The sequence below is a fragment of the Paenibacillus sp. LRG-1 genome (assembly GCF_057220305.1).
The window spans coordinates 897,058-923,020 of the sequence record NZ_CM170126.1; the positions used below are offsets into that span (position 1 = coordinate 897,058).

A 25,963-nucleotide genomic window follows, 5' to 3' on the forward strand; every position below is an offset into this window, starting at 1 on the left:
GAAAAGGGAACAAAAGAGGCACAGTGGTGCATGGCAGGAATGGGGATGTCGGTTTTGAGGGGGCCACTCCGCGTGTGGAAGGTTCTTCCAATCGCTGTTGCCGCTGGACCTGGATTGGAATAACCCTTAGAGGGTTAGAATCCAGCGGCAAAGGCGAACGCTTCGCTTCTCCAGAATCCTTCCACCCGCTCCGTTCCTCAGGTATGCAGCATTTTGCAGCAGTGACTGTACCTCTTATGTTCCCACGGGGAAGAGGATAGGTAAGGCAGTTAAAAACTCATGGCATAACTATTTCATGCCATGAGTTTTTAACGGAGCGGTGACTCACAAAAAGTCACCCTGCTCTTATAAGGTTGAGCCAGCGAAGCGAAGCTCAACAGCAGGCAAGGCGAAGCTGCCTGCCTCAATGGTCAAATAAGTAAGCCGCCCGTTGGCGCTGCTCACTTATTTGACCGGCACGTCCCCGCCTTTGCGAAGCAAACAGCCCGGGACGTGCCCCGCCGCCACTGCATAGGCGGCCTTGCACTAAAGCGTGTCCTTTGTATTCGCGGGTATAGCCCACGAATACAAAGGACAACACGCGACTCACAGCACGAACCAACCACCAAGCAGCACCCAACCTTACACATCTGACCGACTCTTGAGGGGTCCAGGGGGAGCAGCCCCATGGAATCCTCCCTGCTAGGGAGGACTTAGGAGGGTCAATCATTTGAAGGAGTGTTCATGAATGTCCGAAGCATACAAAAACGCAGGGGTAGATATCGCTGCCGGTAATGAAGCAGTAGAACGGATGAAAAAGCACGTTAAACGTACCTTCCGTCCCGAAGTGCTGACGGACTTGGGCGGATTCGGTGCGTTGTTCGGCCTGAATAAGGATAAGTACGATGAGCCTGTACTCGTTTCCGGTACCGATGGTGTCGGCACGAAGCTGAAGCTTGCTTTCGCAATGGATCGTCATGACACCATTGGTATTGACGCGGTTGCGATGTGTGTAAACGACATTATCGTCGGGGGCGCGGAGCCACTCTTTTTTCTGGATTACCTCGCTTGTGACAAGGTTGTACCCGAGAAAATTGAAGCTATAGTCGCTGGAATCGCAGAGGGTTGCCATCAATCGGGCTGTGCGCTGGTCGGCGGTGAAACCGCAGAAATGCCAGGGATGTACAGCGAGGGTGAATATGATATTGCCGGATTCACGGTAGGGATTGTAGATAAAAGCAAAATCATCAACGGTAGCTCCATTGCTTCCGGAGATACAGTGATCGGACTGGCCTCCAGCGGAGTACACAGCAATGGCTTCTCACTGGTTCGCAAGCTGTTATTGGAACAGCAGGGGTATGATTTGCATGATGAAATCGAAGGCTTGAACGGCAAACTGGGCGATGTACTGCTGGAGCCGACGAAAATTTACGTGAAATCCGTTTTGGCATTGCTGGACAAGGTAAAAGTAAAAGGCATGGCGCATATCACAGGTGGCGGTTTTATTGAAAATATCCCTAGAGTGTTACCGGATCACGTCAATGTGGATATAGAATACGGCACTTGGCCGATTTTGCCAATCTTCCAGCTCATGCAGGAAAAAGGCGCAATCTCCAACAAAGACATGTTCACAACCTTTAATATGGGAATTGGAATGGTAATCGTTGTAGGCGAAGAGCATGCACAGACTGCACTGGAAGTTCTGAAGGAACAGGGCGAAGCTGCATATGTGATCGGAAAAGTAACGGAAGGCAGTTCTATCGTGACCTTTACGGGAGCCGAGGTGTAATGAACGAGTACCGGATTGCTGTTTTTGCATCAGGCGAGGGGACGAATTTTCAGTCATTGGTGGATGCGGCTGCACGAGGAGAACTGGGCGGCGCCTCGGTAGAACTGCTCATCTGTGACAAGCCTGCGGTTCCTGTCGTAGCTAGAGCACAGAAAGCTGGAATTGCGTGCCATACTTTTCGACCCAAGGAATATCCTTCTCGAGAAGACTATGAGCGTGAACTGGTGACTTTACTGGAGCAGAAATCGATTGATCTCATCGTGTTAGCTGGCTACATGCGTTTGCTATCCAGCGTCATGGTCGATGCCTACGCAGGAAAAATCATTAATATTCATCCGTCACTACTTCCGGCATTTCCAGGGAAAGATGCTGTTGGACAGGCATTGACCTATGGGGTCAAGGTAAGTGGCGTCACCGTTCATTTTGTGGACGGGGGCATGGATACGGGTGCCATTATTGCCCAGCGTTTCGTGGAAGTTGACGACCATGATACAGCGGAATCCTTATCCGCAGCCATTCAATCCGTGGAACGTCAGCTATATCCAGAAGTAGTTGGAAAATTGGCCCAAGGTAAAATCCAATTAAATGGTCGCAAAGTGATTTCACTTCTCTAAGAATGATTGTAATTTGTCATATCATTGTCATATCAAGGATGCTGTACAGGCATTTTCCGATATTTCTCGGGAAATAAAATGATAAAAGAGAATTTTGCAAAATTCTGAAAGAGCTAAAGGAGGAGACAGGGTGAGTATTAAAAGAGCGCTCGTCAGCGTATCGGATAAGCGGGGGATCGTGGAATTTTGCCGCGAGTTGTCCAAATTGGGTGTGGAGATCGTTTCGACAGGGGGAACGAGCAGCTTGTTGTCGAAGGAGGGCATTCCCGTCATCGGCATTTCAGAGGTAACGGGTTTTCCTGAAATTATGGATGGACGTGTTAAAACACTCCACCCTGCGGTACACAGCGGCTTGCTGGCTGTTCGGGATAATGAAGAGCATCAGCGTCAGATGAAAGAACTTGGATTGGGTTATATAGATCTGGTCGTTGTGAATCTGTATCCTTTTGCGGAAACGATTGCCAAACCCGGTGTAACTTATGAGGACGCGATTGAAAATATCGACATCGGCGGTCCAACGATGCTGCGTTCTGCGGCAAAAAATCATGCTTTTGTCAGTGTGGTAGTCGATGCTGATGACTATAGCACAGTGTTGGAGGAAATCCGTAAGGATGGCGATACGGAACTGAATACCCGTAAGCGTCTGGCCGCAAAAGTTTTCCGTCATACGGCGTCATACGACGCTTTGATATCCGATTATTTGTCGAATGTGACAGGCGAGCCGTTGCCTGAGCGATACACCGTAACCTATGAAAAAATTCAGGATTTGCGTTATGGCGAAAATCCGCATCAGCAGGCGGCATTTTACCGTGAGCCATTGGCGGCAAAGGGTACACTGACAACAGCGAAACAACTTCACGGCAAAGAGCTGTCTTACAATAACATCAATGATGCTAATGCTGCTTTGCAAATCGTTAAAGAATTCAGCGAACCTACAGTAGTAGCAGTTAAGCATATGAATCCTTGCGGTGTGGGAATTGGCGGCAGTATTTATGAAGCGTACAGCAAGGCGTATGCAGCTGATCCAACCTCGATTTTCGGTGGCATCGTAGCAGCTAACCGGATTATTGATGGTGATACAGCGAATAAGCTGAGTGAGATCTTTTTGGAAATTGTACTGGCACCGGGCTTTACGAAAGAAGCATTGGAGATTTTAACGAAAAAGAAAAATATTCGTTTGCTTGATCTGGGTGAGCTTTCCCAATCTGAACAGGCAGAGAGCCGTTTCGTCGTGACTTCCATTGAAGGCGGCATGGTAGTTCAGCAAAATGACATTCACGCTGTAGACTCGGATGCACTTACAGTTGTAACGGAGCGGGCACCATCCGAGGAAGAACTGAAACAGCTTTTGTTTAGCTGGAAAGTTGTTAAGCATGTGAAATCCAACGCCATCGTACTGGCGGCAGATAATATGACCATTGGCGTAGGCGCAGGACAAATGAACCGTGTCGGTGCGGCCAAGATTGCTATCGAGCAGGCCGGTGACAAAGCAAAAGGTGCCGTACTGGCATCCGATGCATTTTTCCCGATGGGCGATACGTTGGAGCTGGCAGCTAAAGCAGGCATCACAGCAGTTATTCAGCCGGGCGGCTCCATCAAAGACGAAGAGTCCATCAAGGTTGCTAACGAATACGGCATTGCCATGGTCTTTACAGGCGTACGTCATTTCAAGCACTAACTTGTATGAGTTGAGGATGCAGCAGCATTTTCACCTGAACAATCTAATGGGAGCGGGAGGAAACACCTGAATGGATATTTTGGTTATCGGAGGGGGCGGCCGTGAACATGCAATTGTATGGGCGCTGAAGAAAAGCCCCAAGGCCGGACAAATCTATTGTGCACCAGGCAATGCTGGTATCGGACAGTTAGCGGAGTGTGTGCCGATTCCGGTGAGTGACTTTGACGCGCTGACAGAGCTGGCGGAATCCAAAAAGGTAGGACTTGTCGTGGTTGGCCCCGATGATCCGCTGGCAGATGGCATTGTGGATGCATTTGAAGCGAAAGGCATTCCAGTCTTCGGACCGCGTAAAAATGCAGCTGAAATTGAAGGTAGCAAAATCTTCATGAAGGATTTGCTCCATAAATATCATATTCCGACAGCAACCTATCGCAAGTTTTATACTTACGAGGAAGCGCATGCATACTTGAAGGAGCAACCGATCCCAGTCGTCATCAAGGCAGACGGACTGGCGGCAGGCAAAGGGGTAACGGTCGCGTACTCGATGGAGGAAGCGGAAAAGGCTCTCTCTGACATTATGGTGGCCAAGGTGTTTGGTGAAGCCGGGGCACAAGTCGTGATCGAGGAGTTTCTGGCTGGTCAGGAAATGTCGATTCTCTCCTTTGTCGACGGTGAAACGGTTCGTCCGATGGCTGCGGCGCAAGACCACAAGCCAATTTTTGATGGTGACAAAGGGCCGAATACAGGTGGCATGGGTACGTATTCTCCGTTGCCTCACATAGCCAATTCCATTATTGAGGAAGCTATTGAGACGATTATTAAGCCGACGGCCAAGGCCATGGTTGCTGAAGGGCGTCCGTTCCGAGGTGTATTATTTGCTGGATTGATGATTTCGCCGGACGGCAAGCCAAAGACCATTGAGTTTAATGCACGTTTCGGTGATCCGGAAACTCAAGTGGTTCTGCCTCGTTTAAAATCCGATCTGCTCGATATATTTCTTGCTGCTGTAAATGGCACGCTGGATCAGGTGGAGATTGAGTGGAAGGATGAAGCGGCGGTGTGCGTGGTGCTGGCATCCGGAGGTTATCCTGCAGCTTACGCCAAAGGCGTACCTATCCACGGATTGGAACAGGTAGACGAAGCCATTGTGTTCCATGCTGGAACAGGCATCAACGAACAGGGTGAGTGGGTAACGAACGGCGGACGTGTATTAGGTGTGGTCGGCTTGGGACGTGATATTGCCGGGGCACGGAACAAAGCTTACGAACAGGCGGATCGTATTACCTTTGAAGGTAAACAAAACCGTACGGATATTGCGGCAAAAGCATTGCTGTAGCAGTAATATATAGGATAAAGAGGACCTCTGTGGAGGTTCTCTTTTTTCGTTTGACAAAAGTATACTTATCCTATAGGATTAAAAATACAAAACTGACTGACTGATCAATCGGGAGGAGGAAACCCATGCAGCCACGGAAGGCGAAGCAGTCCGAGACCGTCTCAAATGACCAACCTGCTGAGCACGCGGGAGAAGAAACAGACCGCAGAACACAGCTTCTTCACATTGCATTGAAGCGGTTCGCCGAGCAGGGTTACCATCAAACGAAGATTTCAGATATCGTGGTAGAGGCGGGAGTAGCCCAAGGCACGTTTTATTGGCATTTTAAAAGTAAAGAGGCACTGGCGCTGGAGATTATCGCTACTGGTCGTGAACAACTACTGTCAGCGATCGGACAGGGATATCGCCGTGACGCGGGAACGCTGGCTGATATGGTTAAGGCATCAGAGGCGCTGTTTGTTCGGTTATTTGATTTTGCATTGGAGAACCGCTATCTGATGGGTTTGCTGCTGATCGGCAGCGGTGTCGATGAACCGGTGCGCCAGAGTATCCGAGAGACAAGGGCCGCGATGGAGCTGGCATTCCGGCGCAATATGGAAAGAGCGATCGAGCTGAACATGTTGCCTGCTGAATTGGATGTCGAATTAAGGGCGGCACTACTCATGAGTATGATCGAAGGTGTCATTACACGCTGGCTATTCGGTTCAGAGGGAACACATGACCACATCACGCAGATAACTGCTAAAAGATTGGCAGCAGAGGCGGCTAATTTTGAGTTTTATGGACTATTAGGTCAAAGCTAGATGTGCAACATCGCATGAATGGGGCGTTGGCAACAAATAATATAGCCAAATCACATAGAAGAACTCAATCATTTACATCCAGACAGGAGAGAACGATACATGAAAACACGTAAAAAAGGGTTCTTGGTAACTACACTCATGGCTCTGGCATTGTTCAGCCTTGTGCTGAGCGCTTGCGGTACTAAGCCAGAAGCTTCTAATACTAGTAATGGAGCGGGTAGCAGTAATGTGGCAGCGAGTAACCAGCTCGAAGCAATCAAGAAGGCTGGTGTAATTAAGGTAGGCATGATGGGCACCTATCCGCCGTACAATTTTTTGAACGACAACAAGGAATTGGATGGATTTGATGTGGATATCGCCAAAGAATTGGCGAAGCGGATTGGAGTGAAACCGGAGTTCACGGCACAAGAATTCTCGGGACTGGTTCCAAGTTTGCAAAAGAAAAAATTCGATGCAGTGATTAGCCAGGTGACGATCACAGAGGATCGTAAGAAGGCCATTGACTTCACAGAACCTTATATCACAAACAATGTAAACATTATCGTAAACAGCAAAACAAATGATATTACCAAGCTGGAGGACTTTAAAGGCAAAACCATTGGTGTCGGCTTGGGAACGAATGATGAATCTTATCTGCGGAATGAAGTACTACCGAAGGTAGGCGATTTTGAGATTAAAACGTATGATGATGTCATTACTTCCTTAAAGGATTTAAACTCTGGCCGTATTGACGCAACCATTAACAATCTGTATGCTCTCAAGCCCATTATTGATAAAAACGGGTTCCAAATTAAAGCCGTAGGCGAGCCGATTAAATCGGACCAAGCGGGTGTAGCTATTAACCAGAAAACTCCTGAGCTCAAAGAAGCCTTGAACAAGGCTTTGAAGGAAATGAAGGAAGACGGCACTTACAAAACAATTTTCAAAAAATGGTTTGGCGAGGAGCCAAAAGAATAACGTAAGCCTGTTAGAGGCGTCTGGCTCCAGTCTTGGCTTTTATGCTGACATGGGGCCACTCGTCTGAAAGAAGGGAATATAACCGATGCTTGAATTAATGTGGGAGAACGTCCCTTTTTTATTAAAGGGTGCTTATTATACGCTTTATATCACGATTGTCTCTATGTTTTTTGGCCTAATCATTGGTTTGGTTGTTGCTGTGGCCCGGTTGAAGGGGAATCGACCCGCTCGATGGCTGGCGCGCATGTATGTATCGATCATTCGGGGGACGCCGGTTTTGGTGCAGATTGCGGTCATTTATTACGGACTGGATGATTATGGAATATCATTCGGATCGCTGACGGCTGCTTGTCTGGCACTCAGTATTAATACAGGGGCGTACTTATCGGAGACGTTCCGTGGAGCTATTTTAGCCGTACCCCAGGGACAGACCGAGGCAGCTTATGCGACGGGAATGTCGCCCGGTCAAACGATGTGGCGCATTATTCTTCCTCAGGCGGTACGCATTGCAATTGCACCGATGGGGAATACATTTGTAGGTATGCTTAAAGAAACGTCGCTGGTGTCGGTTATCGGGGTCAGTGAATTGATGCGACAGGCACAGCTTTTACAGGCACAGTATTTGCTCTACATGCCGTTTCTGCTCGAAATTGGCCTGATGTACTGGATTATGAGCATTGGATTCTCCGCTATACTGGAGCGGGTGGAAAAGCGTCTGGCTCGAGCTTATTAAGGTGGAGATGATAGATGATGATAACAACAAACGGATTAGGTAAACGATTCGGACAGGTAGAGGTTCTGAAAAGCATTGATTTTCAGGTTGCTGCTCGTGAAATCGTCGTATTACTCGGCCCGAGCGGCTCAGGTAAAAGTACCTTGCTGCGCTGCCTGAACGGTCTGGAAGAGCTGTCTTCCGGCAAGTTTGAGGTGAATGGGATTGAGGTAGATGCTACGGCTCCCGTTCGTGTCCGCCAAGCAGCCATTCGTGATATTCGCAAACAGACGGGGATGGTGTTTCAGCAATTCAATCTGTATCCGCACAAAACCGCAATCGGCAATGTCATTGAAGGACTGCTGACAGTAAAAAAAATGCCGCGCGACAAGGCTATGTCCATCGGACAACGGTTGTTGGAGCGGGTGGGGTTATCGGATAAGCAGGATGTACATCCTTCACGTCTGTCCGGTGGACAGCAGCAGCGGGTAGCCATTGCACGTGCGCTGGCGATGGACCCGGCGATTATGCTGTTCGACGAGCCGACATCGGCGCTTGATCCCGAGCTGGTAGGGGAGGTGCTGGGTGTTATGCGAGAGTTGGCTCAAGACGGAATGACGATGGTCGTCGTTACTCATGAGATGAAATTTGCTCGCGAGGTGGCAGACAAGGTTATATTTATGGCAGATGGTATCATTTTGGAGGAGGCAGCGCCACAGGAATTTTTTGACACTCCCCAGCATGAGAGAACACAGAAATTTTTACGCCAAATCAGTGAGTTTTAAAGTAAGATCGAGGATAAATCATAGATTATTAAGATGGAAAGAAGGCCTTTGAACATGAAAGTATCTACAACTTGGCACGGCAAACGCGCGTTTACTTCGGAGGGACCATCCGGTTATTCTGTAGGGATGGATGCTACGGCGGCTTATGGCGGTGATGGTAAAGGGATGACACCCATGGAACTGCTGTTGGCAGGTCTGGCAGGATGTATGGGGATCGATATCACAATGATTTTGGATCGTTTCTTGTCGGACATTACTCGTATTGATATTGACGCAGAAGGTACGCGCAAGGAAGAAATGCCGACAGGCTTTACAGCGATTGATCTGACATTCCATGTAGATGGAGATATTCCAGATTACCGCGTATGGAAAGCGATTCAGATGGGTAAGGAAAAATATTGTGCAGTATCCGACTCCTTAAAAGCGGAAATTCGGATGCACCTCATATTGAATGGAACCGAAGTACCCTATCCAGCATAAGTGTCGAAGGGTAATGAAAGAGAGTCAGCCTGTGTTATGTACAGGAGGCTCTCTTTTTTTATGTTATTTGAAAATATGACACGTAATGAAACTTTTTGTACTGTGTTTTCGTTTAAAATAGAAATTGAAATATAAAAATGGGAAAATAAACCTGTGTATGAAGTGTATACAGGGGGAGGTTATAGTGAAACGAAAGCGCCTTATCATAGTAGCAACTATTTTGGCTACAGTGCTCATCGTTATGGGAGTGGCAACAGGATTACTATCTTTCATGCAGAATCAAGTGGCTAATCCCCCGAATACCGTCCGGCCCACAACTGCGATTGCAGCCGAGGTTGAGGGTGAAACAAAGGAACAGGATGCTGCCACGCGTTTACTTCATTTTGTGGAGGAGAATGCAGAAAAAGTTTCGATTACGATTCTGAGAGATGAAAAAAAGCTGGCAGGCCAAGAGGAAAACCGGATGATGCCTTTGGCGAGCACCGTCAAAACAATCATTGCGATCGAATATGCCAAGCAAGCGGCGGTGGATCAGATCAACCCGGATGACAGAGTGAAGCTGATTTCGCTGGAAAGGTTTTATTTGCCGGGTTTGGATGGTGGTGCTCATACGGCGTGGCTACAGAATATGGAGGCTAAAGGGCGGATACAGAATGAAACTGTATCTGTACGAGACGTCGCCAAGGGGATGATTCAATTTAGTTCCAACGCCAATGCGGAGTATTTAATGGACAAACTGGGGGTGGATGCGATCAATCGGACGAGAGCCAAAATGGGGCTGCAAAATCATGATCCCATTTATCCGTTTGTATCCTCCATTTTGATTCCCTACGAATGGATGAAGGAGAGACAAGGTGAGAATTGGAATAATACAAAGAATAATATTTCTGCCAAAGAAGCCATTCAGGCGATGTCGGACACGGAGTTTCGCCGATATGCCCGCGTGATTCATAACAAGCTGCGCCGTGATGTGAGTGGTTCTTACAAGAAAAACGCAGATATTGAGACCTGGTATGATCAGGATTATGACCGTATTAATACGGATCGTTTTATAGCTTCAACGACGGCCGATTATGCCTCTTTAATGAGTAAGCTGAACCGCCGTCAAGGGTTCACAAAAGCTGAGCAAAAGTTATTGTCCGAGGTCATGGAGGAACCATTTATAGTTCTTCCTGAAAACCAGCAATTCCTGAAACATACTGGGCAAAAAGGAGGCTCCACGGCTTACGTTTTGACACTGGCAATGTATGCGACAGATAAGGAAGGGCATTCGACAGAGCTAGCTGTCTTTTTTAACGATTTGGACCCTAGCACAAATGCCAGCTTTCCTGAAATGATAAATGTTTTTAAAAAGAGGTTACTGCATGATGAATCGTTTAGAGAAGAAGTTAATCGGCGTATCGGTGTACAGGTAGCGCTGCTAAACGCTAGAGTATAGTACTGCGTTTAGCAGCGCTGCGCAACTTCTTATCCTAATCCTATCCGCTGCCTTTTTGTTTGCGTTCCCGCAGCAATAGATACAGAAAATATGGCGCGCCAATGACGGCTGTCACGATGCCAGCGGGAATTTCGAGCGGCGGCTTCAGACCTCGTCCCAGCGCGTCAGCAAGGACGAGAATCAGGGCGCCGATCATCGCCGAGCCGGGCAATAGATAGCGGTGGCGATTGCCAAATAACCGCCGTGCCAGATGCGGTGCCAGCAGTCCGATAAAGCCGATGGAGCCGATGGCAGCAACACAGGAGGCAGCCAAGGCGACTGACACGGCTAGCAGTCCTGTACGCACGCGTTTCACGCTAAGTCCCAGCCCAGCAGAGCTTTCTTCATCTAGGCTCATAATGTCGAGCTTACGCTGTAGGGTATAGGCGAGAGGCAGCAACACGATTAACCACGGCAGTAGCCCATACACTTCGTCCCAGCCTTTTCCCCACAGACTTCCAGCTAGCCAAGTGAGCGTGTCGCTGGCTTCGAGTGGATACTTGACCAGTATATAATCGGTCGCAGCCTGAAAAATAGCGCCCACCGCCAGTCCGGTCAAGGCTAGCATATTGGGACGCATGCCTCCCTTCATCGAAAGCTGTACGAGCAACAGTGCAGCTAGTCCGGCACCGACAAAGGCCGCTACAGGCAACAGCGCCACTGGGGATGAGGGTAGCAGTACGATGACGAGAACCGCCGCAAAGCCGGCCCCCTTGGATACACCTACCACATCTGGCGAGGCTAGCGGGTTGCGGATCATGCCTTGTAGCAGAACACCGGCTACTGCCAGCCCAGCTCCGGCCATGATGGCCAGCAGACCACGTGGCAGCCGATAGTGGTGAACGATGAACCAGGAAGAGGCACTCCGATCCGTCAGAGCTGTGATCAGCTCAGAGGGCGTAATGTAGGTGCTGCCCACGCCTATAGCTATAAAAGCAACACCCAGCATGAGCGCGAGTAAAATCCACAGTTTTTTCATCGTGAAGCCCTCCCGTTCTTATGCGCCAGATATAAAAAGAAGGGCGCACCCACCAGCGCCGTTACAATACCAACGGGCGACTCATAAGGAAATGCAATGAATCGTCCAAGCACGTCTGCATATGTCAGCAGCAGAGCTCCGCAGATTGCAGACAGGGGAATGACCCGCTTGTAATTGTCACCTGTAAACATCTTGATGATATTCGGCACCATCAGGCCCACAAAGCCGATGGACCCGGCTACCGCTATGGCAGAGCCTGCCAGCATAATCACTGAGGCCGAGGCCAGTAGACGGACAAGACGTACGTTTTGTCCCAATCCTTGTGCGACTTCCGTCCCGAGGCTCAGCACAGATAGCGAGGGGGCCAGCGCCAGCGCAAGGATCATACCCACGGCGAACCATGGCAGCACCAGACGCGTGTCGGCCCAAGTGGAACCATCGATGGCTCCGGCGAGCCAATACAGCACATCGGATATTTGCTCGTTGAACACGAGCAGTCCCTGGGTGATGGAGGCCAGCAACAGATGCACGGCCATCCCGGCAAGGGCCAGCTTAACCGGCGTCATGCCCGCCGTTCCGGCCAGCGCATATACGAAGGAGCCGCCTGCGATGGCCCCGGCAAAAGCAAAATAAATGCTGCCGGACGATCCGATATTCGGCAGCAGCACGACGGACAGCACGACAGCCAGCGAAGCGCCTGAGCTGACCCCGAATACCTGCGGCGAGGCCAGCGGGTTGCGTGTGATGGCCTGCATCAGGGCTCCAGCCACGGCGAGCCCCGCCCCGACGATTAGGCCAATAACGGCACGCGGTAGGCGTACCGTCAAGACAATGAGCTGATCCTTGGACGGATGCTCGGTGAACAGCGCAGTCAGCATGGTGGGGATGTCCATCCTGACTGGGCCAATCGCCACGCTGAGCAGCAATCCAGCCAGCAACGCAGCGATAAGTGCAAAGAAGACCGGCTTATTCAGCCGGTCGCGTGAGACTTGTCCGATCAACGGGAGCCGTCTCCTTTACTTTGCGCGGGATACAGAAGCGAAATGGCTTGCTCCAGTATTTTCTCGGCTGAGCCGAGTCCACGGTACCGGGTCCATAGTGCCCGGTTCACTTCGTAAACTTCCCCTTTTTTGACGGCCGTAATGTTTTGCCAAAGCGGATTTTGCTTCCATTCCGCAATCAGCTTCTCATCGGCTTCCACCAAAAAGATCACATCAGGATCCGCTTGTGCGATCTGTTCCAGCGTCAGCTTGACGGTAGGCTCGCTTGTATTTTGAAGGGCATTGTGAATACCCGCTTGCTCCAGCAATTGTCCATCAAAGGATGAAGCACCGTGAGCCGATAGTGAATCAGAGCGGAACACCCCTAGCAATACGCTACGTGACTCGCCAGCTTTGATGCCTTCTTTTAACTTTTCCATGGTAGCTTTATGCGCAGCGAGAATTTGCTCGCCTTTTTCCTTCTCACCCAACGCATCGGCGATGACACCGAAGGAAGCCAGGTTTTGTTCATAGGAGGAATTGCGGCTCTTTAGAACAATGGTCGGAGCAATCTCGCTTAGTTCTTTGTATATGCTTTTATGACGATTCAGATCGGCAATAATCAAATCCGGCTTCAGGGAGCTGATCGTTTCCAGGTTTGGCTGTTTGCGCGTGCCTACTGGTGTGAAGTTGATTTTCTTACCGAGCAGCCCATCAATATCATCGTCATTTTCCTGAGCTATGCCGACAGGAGTAACGCCCAGTTGGGTTGTGGCATCGACAAAAGAGAATTCCAGGGTTACGATTCTTTTGGGTGTACCTGTAACCTTGGTTTCTCCCATCTCATGTTTAATCATTCGAGTGTCGCCTGTTGCTTGAGGTGCTGCTGCACTGTTATCTTGTGACTGGCTTCCACATCCCGCCATAATGACCGTCAGTAGTGCCAGGATCGCTGCAAGCAGCATGCCTGTGCGCAGTGGTTGTTTCGGTGTTGCCATACGTTATCCCCCGTTCCAGTATGATTATCAGAGAAACTGATAATCATTATCAATCAACTAACTGTTGATCATTCTAGCAATCGGGAAGGAGGACGTAAATAATGTGGTCATTTAAACCGTTTTGATCGATTAAGTGAATTAAATTCAATAAAATTATGAATAGGAAGAGGGGGAAGTAACAGGACATCAGAGTTGGGTGGTTTATGCATCCCTCCGCTGTCGCCGATAGATACGCTCCGGTCTGCCGACGGTTCCGTACACCTGATCGTGGTGCGCGTCGCCACTTTCCACTAAATACTCCAGATACCTTCTGGCTGTAGAACGGCTCATACCCAGCTCAATTCCCACTGTACCTGTAGTCACCTCACCCCGTCGATTCAGGAGATCTAGCACTTTGTCGCAAGTTACTTTATCGATGCCTTTGGCCCATAATTCTCCGACTCCGTTCCCCGCCATCCGACCGGTGCCCGCGCTTTGAAGCAAACTGTCAATTTCAGATTGTTCGACTGTGGATTGTTCCTCTTGCCATGTTGTGATTTGTCGCCGAAATCGGGCATATTCCTCCAAGGTCGCACGCAATCTCTCGAATATAAGCGGCTTTACGATAAAATCAAACACGCCTGCTCGAACGGCTTGTACCACTGTTTCAGCTTCTTTGGCGGCAGTCAGCATAATAACATCTGTACCCGGATAGTGTTGCTTAATGAACGATAGCAGGGTTAGACCATCTGTATCAGGAAAATAAACATCCAGCACGACTAGAGGAGGACGGAGCACGTCCAGTTGAAGTTTTGCCTCAAATTCGTTCGTCGCGATTGCACATACGGTGAACCCGTCTACCTTTTCAATAAATCGGCGGTTAATCTCCGCAATTCGCGGATCGTCTTCAATAATAAGAACCTCAATGTCCGATAAAACCCGCTCATTCATGGGCATAACCTCCTTTTGCATCATTACTCATATCTGTCCTATGTAAAGGAATGTATACCTCAAAAATACTTCCACCACCAGGCCGTTCATGCACTTCAATAGAGCCGCCCATTCGTTCAGTGTACTCCAGCACGAGAGCAAGGCCATATCCATGTCCTGCATCTGCTTTGGTCGAAGCTCCCCTGACAAACAGCTTTTCTTGGATATCGTCCGAAATTCCCGATCCGTTATCCGCAACTTCGACGATGATGGCTTCAGTCGTTTCTTCAAGCCGGAACCAGACCTGTCCGTCAGAGATGGAGGACATCGCAACAGCTTCCATGGCATTGTCCAGCAGGTTTCCGGCTATGGAAGCGAGAAAGGACCACTCCAACGTAGGAGACTGGGTTGAGAATGCTCCTTTAATATCAAAATGGAGTAAAACCCCTTTTTCCAGCGCCTGTTTCTTCTTACCGATCAGTAGGCTGGCGATGATTGAATCGGTTAGGAGAGCTGTGCCAATCGGCCTGTGTACACGATATTCCTCTGATTCCTGGGTGATAAAGTCCACCGCTTCGTCATAACACTCCAACTGAATCAGGCCGGATATGAGATACAGCCGATTGGCGTATTCGTGTGTTTGTGATCGAAGTACTTCCGCGTAATCTTTGACCTCTGTCAACTGTTGTGTCATGTGGAGCAGTTCGGTCTTGTCACGCAGACTGGCAACTGTGCCCATGATGCGACCGGAACGATCCTGGATCGGCACACGGCTGACGACTACAATTCGCTGCTGGACCTCAATTTCCTTATTCCATATGTCCTGTCCCTGATCTGGCCCCATCGTTGAATGCTCTACTGTGTAATCGGCAACAAGCATATCAACCAGTACATCTGGAACACCTGTCAAGTGACGAAGGTCGCATCCGTAGATAGAGGTTTCCGCGGGGAGTCCGATCAAGCGAGCTGCCTGTGGATTGGCAAGTGTGATTTGTCCGTTACTATTAACCGCGATAATTCCTTCGCCGATGGACTCAATAATGGCTTGCTTTTCCTGGTACAACCGTCCGATCTCCACTGGCTCCAGTCCATGCAGTGCGCGTCGAACCCGTTGCGCTATAACCAGGCTTCCCAATATGCCGATCATCAGCGCGCCCACCATAAACCAGAGCCATGCATATGTGTATGTACGAATATTTTGCTGCACATCTGTCATTAAAAAACCTACAGAGACGAGCCCGATGGCCTTACCTTGCGTATCATAAACGGCTGTTTTGGCGCGTATTGACGGTCCGAGAGAACCCGTCGATTCAGTGATAAAGGACTGCCCTTGCAGTACCTTATCATTCATGGGGTCTATCATAGGCGTGCCGATGCGCTCCGGGTTTACATGCCACTGTCGAATGAGATGACGATCAGCAATAGTAATAAAATCAGCGCCGCTGCTGGCTTGGACAGGCTTTATGACCTCGTTGATACGCGAACGCAATTGCGTCGTCTCAGTCTGCTCCAGAGCGTCTCTGACCTGCGCATCTACGGCGAGGGTATTGGCGACGGTGAGCGCCCTTTCTCCGATTTCATCATATAGAGCGGAGGTGATCATATATCGAAAGGATAATCCCAACAGCCCGGTAACTACCAGTACTAAAAGAGATATAAATACCATTAGTTTTGTCTGAAAACGCACATGCCTTCACCGCCGTTAAACAAAATATAGGAGGAACGGATCAGCTGATCTTCTCCCCCATACGATCTATTTTACTGTATTACAGAAACGCCCGCACTTTTATTCTGTCGAAAGAATGGTCTATAATAGAAATAGTTACATAATACGAGGAGGAACATAATATGATTATTATTCATGCCGATATGAAAGTTTTACCTGAAAAAAGAGAGACTTTTCTGCAACAAACCCAAGGGCTGATCAGCGCATCCCAAGCTGAAGAAGGCAATGTACGTTACACGTTAATGCAGGATCTGAATGATCCCAACGCATTTACGATGGTTGAAGAGTGGAAAGATGCTGCTGCTGTAGATTTCCATAATAATTCTGCCCATTTCCAGGCATTTGTTGCCGCGGCTAAAGAATTGTTGGCTGCTCCACTTCAAGTGAATGCTTTTCAGGATGCAACTAAACTGTAATCATCCCGTTGGATAATTCATAATCAGGAACAGGAGGAATAGACATGGGGAACATTGCGGATACAACTGTACTGAATAACGGAGTTCAGATGCCTTGGCTCGGTTTCGGTACTTACAAGGCGGAAGGCAATGAGGTCTACGAAGCGGTCAAAACAGCTATTGAGGTCGGTTACCGTCACATTGATACAGCGGCGATCTACGGTAACGAGGAACTGGTTGGACAAGCCATTCGTGATAGTGGGACGCCTAGAGAAAATCTGTTTGTAACCACCAAGCTATGGAATCAGGATCAAGGCTACGATTCAACACTGCGTGCCTTTGAGGAAAGCCGTAAGCGGCTAGGTCTGGATATCATTGATCTGTATCTCATTCATTGGCCTGGCAAGGATAAGTACAAGGAAACCTGGAAGGCATTCGAACGACTGTATGAAGAAGGAAGCGTACGCGCTATCGGAGTTAGTAACTTCCAAGTTCACCATCTCGAAGACCTCCTCAAAGACAGCAACATGGTTCCTGTCATCAACCAAGTGGAGCTTCACCCTCGTCTGACTCAACAAGAGCTGCATCAATACTGCCGGGAGCACCAGATTCAGCTTGAATCGTGGAGTCCGCTGATGAAGGGGAAATTAACCGAGCAAGCGGACATCGTTGAGATTGCTGCCAAATACGGTAAAACCTCTTCGCAGGTTATTTTGCGTTGGCATCTGGATCGGGGGATTGTGACGATTCCCAAATCTGTAACCGCGCATCGTATTCGCGAAAATGCTGATTTATTCGACTTTGAATTGACGGCTGAGGATATTGAACGAATCAATGGTCTTCATCTTGATGAGCGTGTAGGCACGCATCCCGATAAGCTGCTGTTCTAATATTAAGATTAAATGTACAAAGAACCTCCTAATTCTACGTTTACGTGGATTGGGAGGTTCCTTTTTTAGGTTCAGGTTTGGCTTTGTCTGCTTACTGGTTTAGCTTACGATACAACAAGAGAGAATAGAGTATGGGAGAGATGACGGATATGATCAGCATGGATAGAAAAATGACCGTTCCCGCCACTCCATCGACCCATGCCGCCACCAAACCCGAAGCACCACCGAGCATCATCATAGGTCCACCGAAACGGTGCGTTTTACGCCATACCTCGGGGTTAGACAGAGTCCACGGAGTGCGGATACCGAAGGTATAGCTCGGCTGCACCTGAGTCATATAATTACCCATCACCAGCAGCAGCAGGCCTATTACCCCCAAAATTATAGTATTCATTTGCAGTCGTATGTTCAGGTTATACAGCAGCATCCCCCATCCAGCTACAGCCAGAACCAAAGAAATACCTGCACGCGTAACTTCATAGGCTTTTGAAAATTTCTCATAATTAGCTCTGTTGGGGTCCATGTAGCGTGCTAATCGAATGACCAGCGGTACTAGACCCAACAGCACGAGCATGATAATAGAACCACTTTTGCTCATATACCCGTCTGCAGTATTGTCAAAGCTAAAATGAGAGGCTAGAACATTGGGAAGTCGGTCGTACAGCAGTATAGCGCCTATAGCGGGTGATAAGGCAATCAAAGTCGTCAAAACATCCGTAAAGCCCCATTGTATTCGAAATTTCATTCAGATCCCTCCGTATCCTTGATATGATTCACATTTTTCTGGGCAGGGGTATCGGAGTGGGCGATGCTGAACATCCAACCGATGACATCCGCCACAACCGTTGTATGCAGGGTGTAGATAATGTTTTGCCCCTGTCGTTCATCCAGCACCAGCCCAGCCTGCTTCAGGATATTGAGATGGTGGGAGATGCTGGGCTTACTAATTTGAAAATGTTCAGCCACTTCACCTGCGCTCATACTTTTCTCCTTTAAAAGCTGTAAGATTGTACGCCGGGTTGGATCAGCCAAAGCTTTGAAGGCATCGTTCAAAATACATTTCCTCCTTTAGATATTTAGATAATATTCTAAATATCTAACACCATAGTAAAATAGAGCTATACTACATGTCAATGGAACAAGGCATCATTTTAGAAAAAAGATGTAGATCAGACTAATTAGGTTTGTAAAAGGCAGCGAAGTTGGCTATAATTAATTTATACTGAAAATAAGAATCTTAATTTAAAGAAAAAATGAGGAGGAAATATAAATGAAACACGTATTTCGTAAAGGAAATCATCCGCAAGCCCCGGTTATTTTGCTGTTGCATGGTACAGGCGGGAACGAACAAGACCTGATACCTTTGGCTGAGATGGTAGCACCGGGAGCTTCTGTATTAGGCGTGAGAGGAAATGTGCTGGAAAATGGGATGCCGCGTTTCTTTCGCCGTTTGGCAGAAGGAGTGTTCGACATTGAGGATCTCGTATTTCGCACCAAAGAACTGAGCGAATTTGTGGACACAGCTGCAGAGCAATACGATTTTGATCGTAATAACGTGGTGGCTCTTGGCTACTCCAATGGTGCAAACATAGCCGCCAGCATGCTCTTTCACGATGCAAAAGCGTTACGTGGAGCTATTTTACACCATGCAATGGTGCCGTTGCGTGGGCTGGATTTGCCCGCTTTGAATGGTATCCCTGTATTTTTGTCTTCCGGTGAGAATGACCCCATTGTTTCAATTTCGGAATCTCAGGAGCTGCAAGCATTATTGGAAGGGGCCGGAGCGCAGGTGGAAGCATATTGGGAACGCAATGGTCATCAATTGACTCGGACTGAAGCCGAAGCCGCAGGAAAGTGGTTTGGGGAGCATTTTAGTGCATAAAATGATCCGATAGCGATCAAGCTACGGATTAGCGCTCTACTGAGCGACCCCATAATTAGGAGGCGACAAACGAATGGCAAAACCAGATAATCGAGCCGATAATGTTGAACATTTGCAACAAAGTATTCAGAACACACAGCAGAACCTGCATGAAGCTGAAGGATATCTAAACGAATTTTCCTCTGAAATCAGCAACGAGGAGCGTAAGCAGATCGAAGAAAAAAATAATCGTCGTAAAGAAAGTATTAGATCATTTCGGGAAGAAGTGAAGGACGAAGCAGCCCATTCCCAAGAGTAGTTAAAATAGCGAGGCCCAACTTCGAGTTTCAATTCGAGTGGGGCCTCTTTTTTATGCAAAAATCATCATAGCCTCATTCAATTCATTTTCCCCCTATAATGCAAAGGAGACGCTAATCTGCGTTGAAAATAAATATTTTATAAATAATGTTGTTGTAAACTAATTTGTGTTGATGTTAAATAATAAAAGAAAGCGCAATCATTTACGAATTAGGATTTCATCATGCGAAGGGGGAAGGATATGCTGCTGCGAAGAAAACGCATGGCTTTGATGCTTATGGCGGTGGTTTTGATGGCTGGACTGCTGCAAGGCTGTTCTTTCAAGACCGATGAAAAGGATGGGCCGGGAACAGAACTTGTATTATGGACGTTCAATGAACTGCATGAGAAGTTTTTTCTGCAAATGGCTGACCAATGGAACCAACAGCACCCTGATGAATTGATTAATTTGAAAGCGAATACATTTCCTTATGATAACCATCACAGTAAGCTGTCGATTGCGCTGCAATCGGGGGTGGGAGCGCCGGATATCGCGGATATCGAGGTGAACAAGATCGGTAATTTCCTCAAAGGCATACCGCAGCTGGTCCCGCTCAATCCGGTGATTGACCCCGAGATCAATAACATTGTGCCTTCCAGAGTACAGATTTACGGCAAAGACGGTAAATATTACGGCATTGACTTCCACGTTGGGGCCGAAGTGATGTACTACAATAAAGAGATTATGGACCAGGCGGGGGTAAACCCGGATTCCATCGTCACCTGGGCAGACTATGCTGCTGCAGGCAAGCAAGTACTGGCGAAAACAGGCAAGCCCATGGCGACCTTAGAAACGAATGACCTATGGAGCTATTGGCCGATGATCTCCCAGCAAAATTCAGATTTTCTGGATGACAAGGGCGAGTTGACGTTGGATAACGAAACCAATATTAAAACACTCGAGTTTCTTCAACAGATGATAAAAGACAAAATCGCTATTCCCGCACCGGGCGGCGGGCATCACATGGAGGAATACTACGGATTTATGAACAAAGGTGGGGCCGCTTCGGTATGGATGCCGATGTGGTATATGGGACGGTTTACGGATTACATGCCTGACCTAAAAGGTAAAATTATCATCAGACCCATGCCAGCGTGGGAAAAAGGTGGTTTTCGCTCAGCGGGTATGGGTGGAACCGGAACAGTAGTCACGAACCAATCAGAGCACCAGGATCTGGCGATGCGCTTTCTGGCCTTTGCCAAGCTATCCAAGCAAGGGAATGTGGAGATCTGGAAGCAGCTTGGTTTTGATCCCATCCGTAGTGAAGTGTGGACCATGCCGGAAGCCAAAGCCAAGAATAAATTTACGGAGTATTTCGGAACGAATATTTTTGACACGCTCATCGAAGTCAAAGATGAAATCAATGCGGTGCATATCGGTCCGAAAACGCCTGATATCGCCAGTGCTGTGCGCAATAAAATACTTTATCGGACACTACAGAATGGCGAAGATCCAGCCACGGTGCTACATGAGCTGGCAGATGAACTGAGATAGACCCCAACAGGAAAGGGAGTGAGATTCATGGCAACGCCCGTTCATACGAACGCTAATGTACCGACAGGTCAGCCGCCACAGCCTCAGCGTCCGACCAGAAGCCGATGGAGTCGCTTTATTCATTCCAGCCGTACGGCACCGTATGTGTTTGTCCTTCCATTTTTACTGTCCTTTGCGCTATTTTTTGCCTATCCGGTCATCTCGACGGTCATTATGAGCTTTCAGGAAGTCCTGCCAGGGATAACAACTTATGTTGGACTGGAGAATTATAAGGACTTAATCAATCCTACGTTTGGAAAGGCGATATTGAATAGCGTCCTGTATACGCTGCTTACACTAGTCGTGCTGATTCCTCTGCCGCTGGTATTGGCAGTATTGCTGAATTTGCCTAAAATGCCGGGCAGAGGGTTGTTTCGCTCCGTGATGTTTATCCCTGCACTAACCTCGGTGGTGGTAGCAGGAACGATCTTCCGCCTCATGTTCGGGGAATTGGATGGTTCGCTGATGAACTCCCTGTTGGGGGTATTCGGTCTGGAGCCTTACAAATGGCTAATGAATGCGAACACCGGCTTTTTAGCGTTGATTGTGCTGGCCTTGTGGAGATGGTTGGGCGTAAATATGTTGTACTACATGTCGGGACTCCAGAACATTCCTCCTGAGTTGTATGAGGCTGCGCAGATTGATGGAGCCAGTCGTTTTGATTCATTTTGGCGGATTACGATTCCTATGCTGAAACCAGTGACGATCTACGTATTTACGATTAGCATTTATGCGGGGTTATCCATGTTCACGGAGAGCTACATGCTGTGGAACGGAAATAACTCCCCGAACGATATTGGTTTAACGATTGTTGGCTATCTCTATCGCCAAGGTCTGGAGCAGAACAGTATGGGCTTTGGAGCTGCGGTGGGCATTGTATTGCTCGTATTTACACTCGTGCTGAACCTGATCCAGCTCAAATTTTTCGGCATGTTCCGGAAGGAGGATTAAGCGATGGCTCAGAAACAAAAAGGCTCGTTATCCGCATTGCTCGTTGTCCTGTTCATTCTGTTTGCCGGGTTTGCCTTGTTTCCGCTATTTGCTGTGACGCTTGCCTCGTTCAAGCCATCGACGGAGCTGCTGCGCTACGGCTTGAATCTTAAGCTGGAGTGGGGCATCATGTCCTTGAAAAACTATGCGTTCATCTTTCAGGGGACGACGGATTATTTTCAATGGTACTGGAACAGTATTGTCATTACCGTCTTGTTTACGGTGTTATGTTTGATATTGTCCGCGATGGTAGGCTACGGTCTGGAGATGTACCGTTTTAGATTGAAAAATGTGATTTTCACACTGGTGCTGGTCGTGATGATGATCCCGGTAGAAATTATCATGCTGCCGCTCTACAAGCTAATGATTGGCATGAAGCTAATTAATACAGTATGGGGCGTAATTCTACCCTTCGTCGTCGCGCCGATCCCGATCTTTTTCTTCCGTCAATATTTGAGTGGTGTTCCCAAGGACTTTATGGATGCTGCGCGGGTTGACGGCTGTTCAGAATATGGCATTTTCGTGCGGATTATGATGCCTCTGATGGCGCCTGCATTTGCGGCAATGGCTATTTTGCAGGCGATGAACAGTTGGAATAACTTCCTGTGGCCGATGATTGTATTACGTACGAACGACATGCTGACACTGCCAATTGGACTGTCCAGTCTGCTGACGCCGTATGGCAACAATTATGATGTGCTGATCGCGGGATCCGTTTTGGCTATTTTACCGATTCTCGTCGTGTTCCTGTTCTTCCAGCGTTACTTTATTGAAGGGATGACGGCAGGCGGAGTAAAAGGATAATCGGAAAGGTATTAAATAGAGCAATGGAATACAAGAAATGTGCAACGTCAGAAAAGGCTGATCGGGCATTGTCCCGGTCTGCCTTTTTTTAGATTCGATTGATTTTCATTCTCATTTTCATGACTATCATCTGCACAAGCTATGGGTAAACGTGGTATGATATTTGAAAGATTTCAAATACAGCACTTTGCATAATTCGATTCCTAACGCTCAAAAGTACAATATATAGACGAACTAAACCGTTTCGATCTGTATATTGCTGATTTGAAATCGCTCTTGGGATTTATGCAAAATGCTCAAATACAGAAATATTCAGGCGGAGCGTGGAGAACCTATGGAACCAACAGAAACCCAGAAAACTGACCCGACCATGGCGTCAACCGTTGGCATGGAGGATATTGTACGAGCGCATCATATGCTGCGTGAGGTGATTGTACGTACACCTTTACAGAGGGATGCCGTCCTATCGGCCAAATATAACTGTAATGTGTATCTGAAAAGAGAGGATCTCCAAGTCGTGCGGTCCTTTAAAATCCGTGGAGCTTACAACATGATCCGTAGCTTGACCCCTGAGCAAATGGAAAAAGGAATCGTGTGTGCGAGTGCAGGGAATCATGCGCAAGGTGTGGCTTTTTCATGTAATGCTCTTGGTATCCACGGTAAAATATTTATGCCGAGTACAACGCCCAACCAGAAGGTCAAGCAGGTTCGTCGCTTTGGCGGTAACAGTGTAGAGGTCATTCTGACCGGAGACACGTTTGACGATGCCTATGACGAGGCCATGAAGGTGTGCAGCGAGCAGGCAATGACCTTCATCCATCCGTTCGATCAGCCGAAAATTATTGCGGGCAATGGTACGATTGCGATGGAAGTGATGGAGAGCCTAGATACACCTATGGACTATGTGTTCGTAACGATTGGCGGCGGCGGTTTGGCGGCAGGCGTAGGTACGTATGTTAAAACCGTGAGTCCATCCACCAAGGTAATTGGCGTGGAACCCCTCGGCGCGGCGTCGATGACGGAAGCGATGCGTGTGCACAAGGTGGTTACACTGGATCAAATAGACAAGTTTGTTGACGGAGCTGCAGTGAAGCGTGTGGGTCAGCTGACATACGATATTTGTAAGCATACCTTGGACGATATTGTGAAGGTACCGGAAGGTAAAGCATGTACCGCGATTCTGGAGCTGTATAATGAAAATGCGATTGTTGTGGAGCCTGCGGGTTCACTGCCTGTTGCAGCACTTGATCTGTATCGCGAGCAGATTCAAGGCAAAACGGTTGTCTGTATCGTCAGCGGTGGTAACAACGATATAGATCGTATGCAGGAGATTAAGGAACGGTCCCTCATTTACGAAGGACTGAAGCATTATTTTATGGTGAATTTCCCGCAAAGAGCTGGGGCACTGCGTGAGTTTCTACAGGATGTGCTTGGACCAGACGACGATATTACTAGGTTTGAATATACGAAAAAGAATGATAAGGAAAATGGACCCGCTCTGGTCGGCATTGAGCTGTTCCACAAGGATGACTATCTTCCTTTAATTGAACGAATGAACCGCAAGGGGCTTAAATATACGGAACTGAACAAAAACGAAAATCTATTTAATATGTTAATTTGAAAAGGAGCCTACGGGCTCCTTTTTTGTATCAGGATTTTGCAAAATCCTCGTATGTATAGTGTTATGCGTAGTTTATGAATTTCTTTTTATTTGAAATAAAGCGTTTACAAAACTGAAGTTGATAGGTTAATATATGGGTAACTTCATAAGTATAAACACTAATGTAATAGGTGTGTCACCTGAATTTCATTATAAGATACTCATTCGGAGGTGCGAAAGAATGTTGAAAGCATGGAAAAAATCAGTACAGAGTAAATTGACCCGAACGGCGTTTGCTGCCGTAACCTCGGCTGCTTTAATGCTGTCAGTGATGCCATCTGCATCCGCAGAGCATTGGGCGTTAACTGGCGATGTGGCAGTGCATGATCCGTCCATTACGAAGGAAGGCAACGCATGGTATATTTTCTCCACAGGGCAGGGGATACAGGTTCAAAGATCGGATGACGGACGCAATTTTTACAGATTGCCGCAAATATTCCTGTCACCGCCATCATGGTGGAAATCGTATGTACCTAAGCAAAAGACTAACGATGTATGGGCACCGGATGCTCAAAAGTATAATGGACGGGTATGGCTGTACTATTCCATTTCTACTTTTGGTGCCCGGACCTCGGCTATCGGACTAGCTTCCGCAACGAGCATTGGCGCGGGGAGCTGGAGAGATGATGGACTAGTGCTGCGTACGACGGATGCTAACGATTATAATGCTATTGACCCAAATCTCGTCATTGACGCTTCCGGTAACCCTTGGCTTTCCTTTGGTTCATGGAATTCAGGCTTGAAAGTGACTCGATTGGACAAGAATACGATGAAGCCTACGGGCCAGATCTATTCTATCGCCAAGCGTACGGCTGGTGGTTTGGAAGCGCCACATGTTACATACCGCGACGGCTATTATTATCTGTTTGCTTCCATTGATAACTGCTGCAAAGGCGTAGACAGTAATTATAAGATTATTTACGGTCGCTCTACTAGTATTACCGGACCGTATGTGGACAAGAGCGGCAAAAGCCTGATGGATGGCGGTGGAACGATACTGGATGCAGGGAATGACCGTTGGAAGGGACCGGGTGGACAATCTGTCTATAACAACAGTGTGATTGCACGTCATGCCTATGATGCCACTGATGGTGGAAATCCAAAGCTTCTGATTAGTGATTTGAAATGGGATTCGGCAGGCTGGCCTACGTACTAAAGAGAGGACCGTTTGGAGTCATTTGTGCAGTAAAATCATATAGATATATTCAAAAACTGTTCCTCCTAAGGGGGAACAGTTTTTGGCTTGCAATGTCATAGAAACATGCTATTA

28 protein-coding genes are annotated in these 25,963 nt (G+C 48.0%); 20 read left to right on the plus strand and 8 right to left on the minus strand.

Annotated elements, in window-relative coordinates:
• The first annotated feature begins 26 nt into the window (after positions 1 to 26).
• A complete protein-coding gene (locus ACUUJN_RS04010; RefSeq protein ID WP_484669282.1) occupies positions 27 to 260 on the plus strand; it encodes a hypothetical protein in 234 nt (77 codons plus the stop codon).
• A 143-nt stretch (positions 261 to 403) separates the two neighbouring features.
• Here the strand turns inward: ACUUJN_RS04010 and ACUUJN_RS04015 are convergent, their stop codons facing one another.
• Positions 404 to 589 carry a hypothetical protein gene (locus ACUUJN_RS04015; protein WP_143757184.1) on the minus strand — a complete coding sequence of 62 codons (186 nt, stop codon included), beginning with the start codon at positions 587 to 589 and terminating at the stop codon, positions 404 to 406.
• Positions 590 to 727: 138 nt separating this feature from the next.
• On the opposite strand from ACUUJN_RS04015, the gene purM reads away from it, so the two are divergent.
• From purM to ACUUJN_RS04065, 10 genes are all read left to right on the plus strand, one after another.
• On the plus strand, positions 728 to 1,768 hold the full coding sequence (purM, locus tag ACUUJN_RS04020; protein ID WP_053324651.1) for a phosphoribosylformylglycinamidine cyclo-ligase: 1,041 nt from the start codon (positions 728 to 730) through the stop codon (positions 1,766 to 1,768).
• Positions 1,768 to 2,382, plus strand: coding sequence for a phosphoribosylglycinamide formyltransferase (purN, locus tag ACUUJN_RS04025; RefSeq protein WP_484669283.1), 615 nt, complete (start codon positions 1,768 to 1,770; stop codon positions 2,380 to 2,382). Before purM ends, purN begins: the two co-directional genes overlap by 1 nt.
• 130 nt (positions 2,383 to 2,512) lie before the next feature.
• Positions 2,513 to 4,060, plus strand: a complete 1,548-nt coding sequence (gene purH / locus ACUUJN_RS04030) for a bifunctional phosphoribosylaminoimidazolecarboxamide formyltransferase/IMP cyclohydrolase (RefSeq protein ID WP_075153734.1) — start codon at positions 2,513 to 2,515, stop codon at positions 4,058 to 4,060.
• Positions 4,061 to 4,130: 70 nt separating this feature from the next.
• Entirely contained in the window at positions 4,131 to 5,396 is a 1,266-nt protein-coding gene (purD, locus tag ACUUJN_RS04035; RefSeq protein ID WP_023987055.1) for a phosphoribosylamine--glycine ligase, read from the plus strand.
• 125 nt (positions 5,397 to 5,521) lie between these two features.
• The gene (locus tag ACUUJN_RS04040; RefSeq protein ID WP_075153736.1) at positions 5,522 to 6,199 is read left to right on the plus strand and encodes a TetR/AcrR family transcriptional regulator; all 678 of its coding nucleotides are present in this window, start codon (positions 5,522 to 5,524) and stop codon (positions 6,197 to 6,199) included.
• A 99-nt stretch (positions 6,200 to 6,298) separates the two neighbouring features.
• A complete protein-coding gene (locus tag ACUUJN_RS04045) occupies positions 6,299 to 7,156 on the plus strand; it encodes a substrate-binding periplasmic protein (RefSeq protein ID WP_025723274.1) in 858 nt (285 codons plus the stop codon).
• 85 nt (positions 7,157 to 7,241) lie between these two features.
• Positions 7,242 to 7,889 carry an amino acid ABC transporter permease gene (locus ACUUJN_RS04050; RefSeq protein WP_023987058.1) on the plus strand — a complete coding sequence of 216 codons (648 nt, stop codon included), beginning with the start codon at positions 7,242 to 7,244 and terminating at the stop codon, positions 7,887 to 7,889.
• 14 nt (positions 7,890 to 7,903) lie between these two features.
• Positions 7,904 to 8,653, plus strand: a complete 750-nt coding sequence (locus tag ACUUJN_RS04055) for an amino acid ABC transporter ATP-binding protein (protein WP_080751596.1) — start codon at positions 7,904 to 7,906, stop codon at positions 8,651 to 8,653.
• Positions 8,654 to 8,707: 54 nt separating this feature from the next.
• Positions 8,708 to 9,133 (plus strand): OsmC family protein, encoded by a 426-nt coding sequence (locus ACUUJN_RS04060; protein WP_023987060.1) that lies wholly within the window; start codon positions 8,708 to 8,710, stop codon positions 9,131 to 9,133.
• Between the two features lie 184 nt (positions 9,134 to 9,317).
• Entirely contained in the window at positions 9,318 to 10,571 is a 1,254-nt protein-coding gene (locus ACUUJN_RS04065) for a serine hydrolase (protein ID WP_484669284.1), read from the plus strand.
• Positions 10,572 to 10,611: 40 nt separating this feature from the next.
• On the opposite strand, the gene ACUUJN_RS04070 is transcribed toward ACUUJN_RS04065, so the two are convergent.
• The 5 genes from ACUUJN_RS04070 to ACUUJN_RS04090 form a co-directional block, all read right to left on the minus strand.
• Entirely contained in the window at positions 10,612 to 11,589 is a 978-nt protein-coding gene (locus ACUUJN_RS04070) for a FecCD family ABC transporter permease (protein WP_484669285.1), read from the minus strand.
• Complete coding sequence (locus ACUUJN_RS04075) at positions 11,586 to 12,590, minus strand: FecCD family ABC transporter permease (protein ID WP_028541990.1); 1,005 nt, start codon at positions 12,588 to 12,590, stop codon at positions 11,586 to 11,588. Before ACUUJN_RS04075 ends, ACUUJN_RS04070 begins: the two co-directional genes overlap by 4 nt.
• On the minus strand, positions 12,587 to 13,567 hold the full coding sequence (locus tag ACUUJN_RS04080) for an ABC transporter substrate-binding protein (protein ID WP_023987064.1): 981 nt from the start codon (positions 13,565 to 13,567) through the stop codon (positions 12,587 to 12,589). Before ACUUJN_RS04080 ends, ACUUJN_RS04075 begins: the two co-directional genes overlap by 4 nt.
• Before the next feature lie 201 nt (positions 13,568 to 13,768).
• Positions 13,769 to 14,497 (minus strand): response regulator, encoded by a 729-nt coding sequence (locus ACUUJN_RS04085; protein ID WP_023987065.1) that lies wholly within the window; start codon positions 14,495 to 14,497, stop codon positions 13,769 to 13,771.
• Positions 14,490 to 16,163, minus strand: a complete 1,674-nt coding sequence (locus ACUUJN_RS04090) for an ATP-binding protein (protein ID WP_023987066.1) — start codon at positions 16,161 to 16,163, stop codon at positions 14,490 to 14,492. The genes ACUUJN_RS04085 and ACUUJN_RS04090 overlap by 8 nt, the downstream gene beginning before the upstream one ends.
• A gap of 161 nt (positions 16,164 to 16,324) precedes the next feature.
• Between ACUUJN_RS04090 and ACUUJN_RS04095 the strand changes: the two genes are divergently transcribed.
• Both ACUUJN_RS04095 and ACUUJN_RS04100 read left to right on the plus strand, forming a co-directional pair.
• A complete protein-coding gene (locus tag ACUUJN_RS04095; RefSeq protein WP_013308817.1) occupies positions 16,325 to 16,618 on the plus strand; it encodes a putative quinol monooxygenase in 294 nt (97 codons plus the stop codon).
• 44 nt (positions 16,619 to 16,662) lie between these two features.
• The gene (locus tag ACUUJN_RS04100; RefSeq protein ID WP_338533244.1) at positions 16,663 to 17,487 is read left to right on the plus strand and encodes an aldo/keto reductase; all 825 of its coding nucleotides are present in this window, start codon (positions 16,663 to 16,665) and stop codon (positions 17,485 to 17,487) included.
• Positions 17,488 to 17,578: 91 nt separating this feature from the next.
• Here the strand turns inward: ACUUJN_RS04100 and ACUUJN_RS04105 are convergent, their stop codons facing one another.
• Both ACUUJN_RS04105 and ACUUJN_RS04110 read right to left on the minus strand, forming a co-directional pair.
• Positions 17,579 to 18,232, minus strand: coding sequence for an SdpI family protein (locus ACUUJN_RS04105; protein WP_484669286.1), 654 nt, complete (start codon positions 18,230 to 18,232; stop codon positions 17,579 to 17,581).
• Positions 18,229 to 18,540, minus strand: coding sequence for an autorepressor SdpR family transcription factor (locus ACUUJN_RS04110; RefSeq protein WP_013308820.1), 312 nt, complete (start codon positions 18,538 to 18,540; stop codon positions 18,229 to 18,231). The genes ACUUJN_RS04105 and ACUUJN_RS04110 overlap by 4 nt, the downstream gene beginning before the upstream one ends.
• Positions 18,541 to 18,757: 217 nt before the next feature.
• Here ACUUJN_RS04110 and ACUUJN_RS04115 point away from each other — a divergent pair, with 217 nt between their 5' ends.
• The 7 genes from ACUUJN_RS04115 to abnA all read left to right on the plus strand — a co-directional run bounded on the left by ACUUJN_RS04115 (position 18,758) and on the right by abnA (position 25,849).
• Entirely contained in the window at positions 18,758 to 19,369 is a 612-nt protein-coding gene (locus ACUUJN_RS04115; protein WP_484669287.1) for an alpha/beta hydrolase, read from the plus strand.
• 73 nt (positions 19,370 to 19,442) lie between these two features.
• Positions 19,443 to 19,667: a small acid-soluble spore protein Tlp gene (tlp, locus tag ACUUJN_RS04120; protein WP_013308822.1), complete on the plus strand. Its 225-nt coding sequence runs from the start codon at positions 19,443 to 19,445 to the stop codon at positions 19,665 to 19,667.
• 240 nt (positions 19,668 to 19,907) lie between these two features.
• Positions 19,908 to 21,200: an ABC transporter substrate-binding protein gene (locus ACUUJN_RS04125; RefSeq protein ID WP_023987070.1), complete on the plus strand. Its 1,293-nt coding sequence runs from the start codon at positions 19,908 to 19,910 to the stop codon at positions 21,198 to 21,200.
• A gap of 27 nt (positions 21,201 to 21,227) precedes the next feature.
• The gene (locus tag ACUUJN_RS04130; RefSeq protein ID WP_484669288.1) at positions 21,228 to 22,190 is read left to right on the plus strand and encodes a carbohydrate ABC transporter permease; all 963 of its coding nucleotides are present in this window, start codon (positions 21,228 to 21,230) and stop codon (positions 22,188 to 22,190) included.
• A gap of 3 nt (positions 22,191 to 22,193) precedes the next feature.
• Positions 22,194 to 23,033, plus strand: coding sequence for a carbohydrate ABC transporter permease (locus ACUUJN_RS04135; RefSeq protein ID WP_023987072.1), 840 nt, complete (start codon positions 22,194 to 22,196; stop codon positions 23,031 to 23,033).
• 334 nt (positions 23,034 to 23,367) lie between these two features.
• The gene (gene ilvA / locus ACUUJN_RS04140; protein WP_053326531.1) at positions 23,368 to 24,654 is read left to right on the plus strand and encodes a threonine ammonia-lyase IlvA; all 1,287 of its coding nucleotides are present in this window, start codon (positions 23,368 to 23,370) and stop codon (positions 24,652 to 24,654) included.
• Between the two features lie 220 nt (positions 24,655 to 24,874).
• Complete coding sequence (gene abnA, locus ACUUJN_RS04145) at positions 24,875 to 25,849, plus strand: arabinan endo-1,5-alpha-L-arabinosidase AbnA (RefSeq protein ID WP_023987074.1); 975 nt, start codon at positions 24,875 to 24,877, stop codon at positions 25,847 to 25,849.
• Positions 25,850 to 25,963 lie beyond the last annotated feature (114 nt).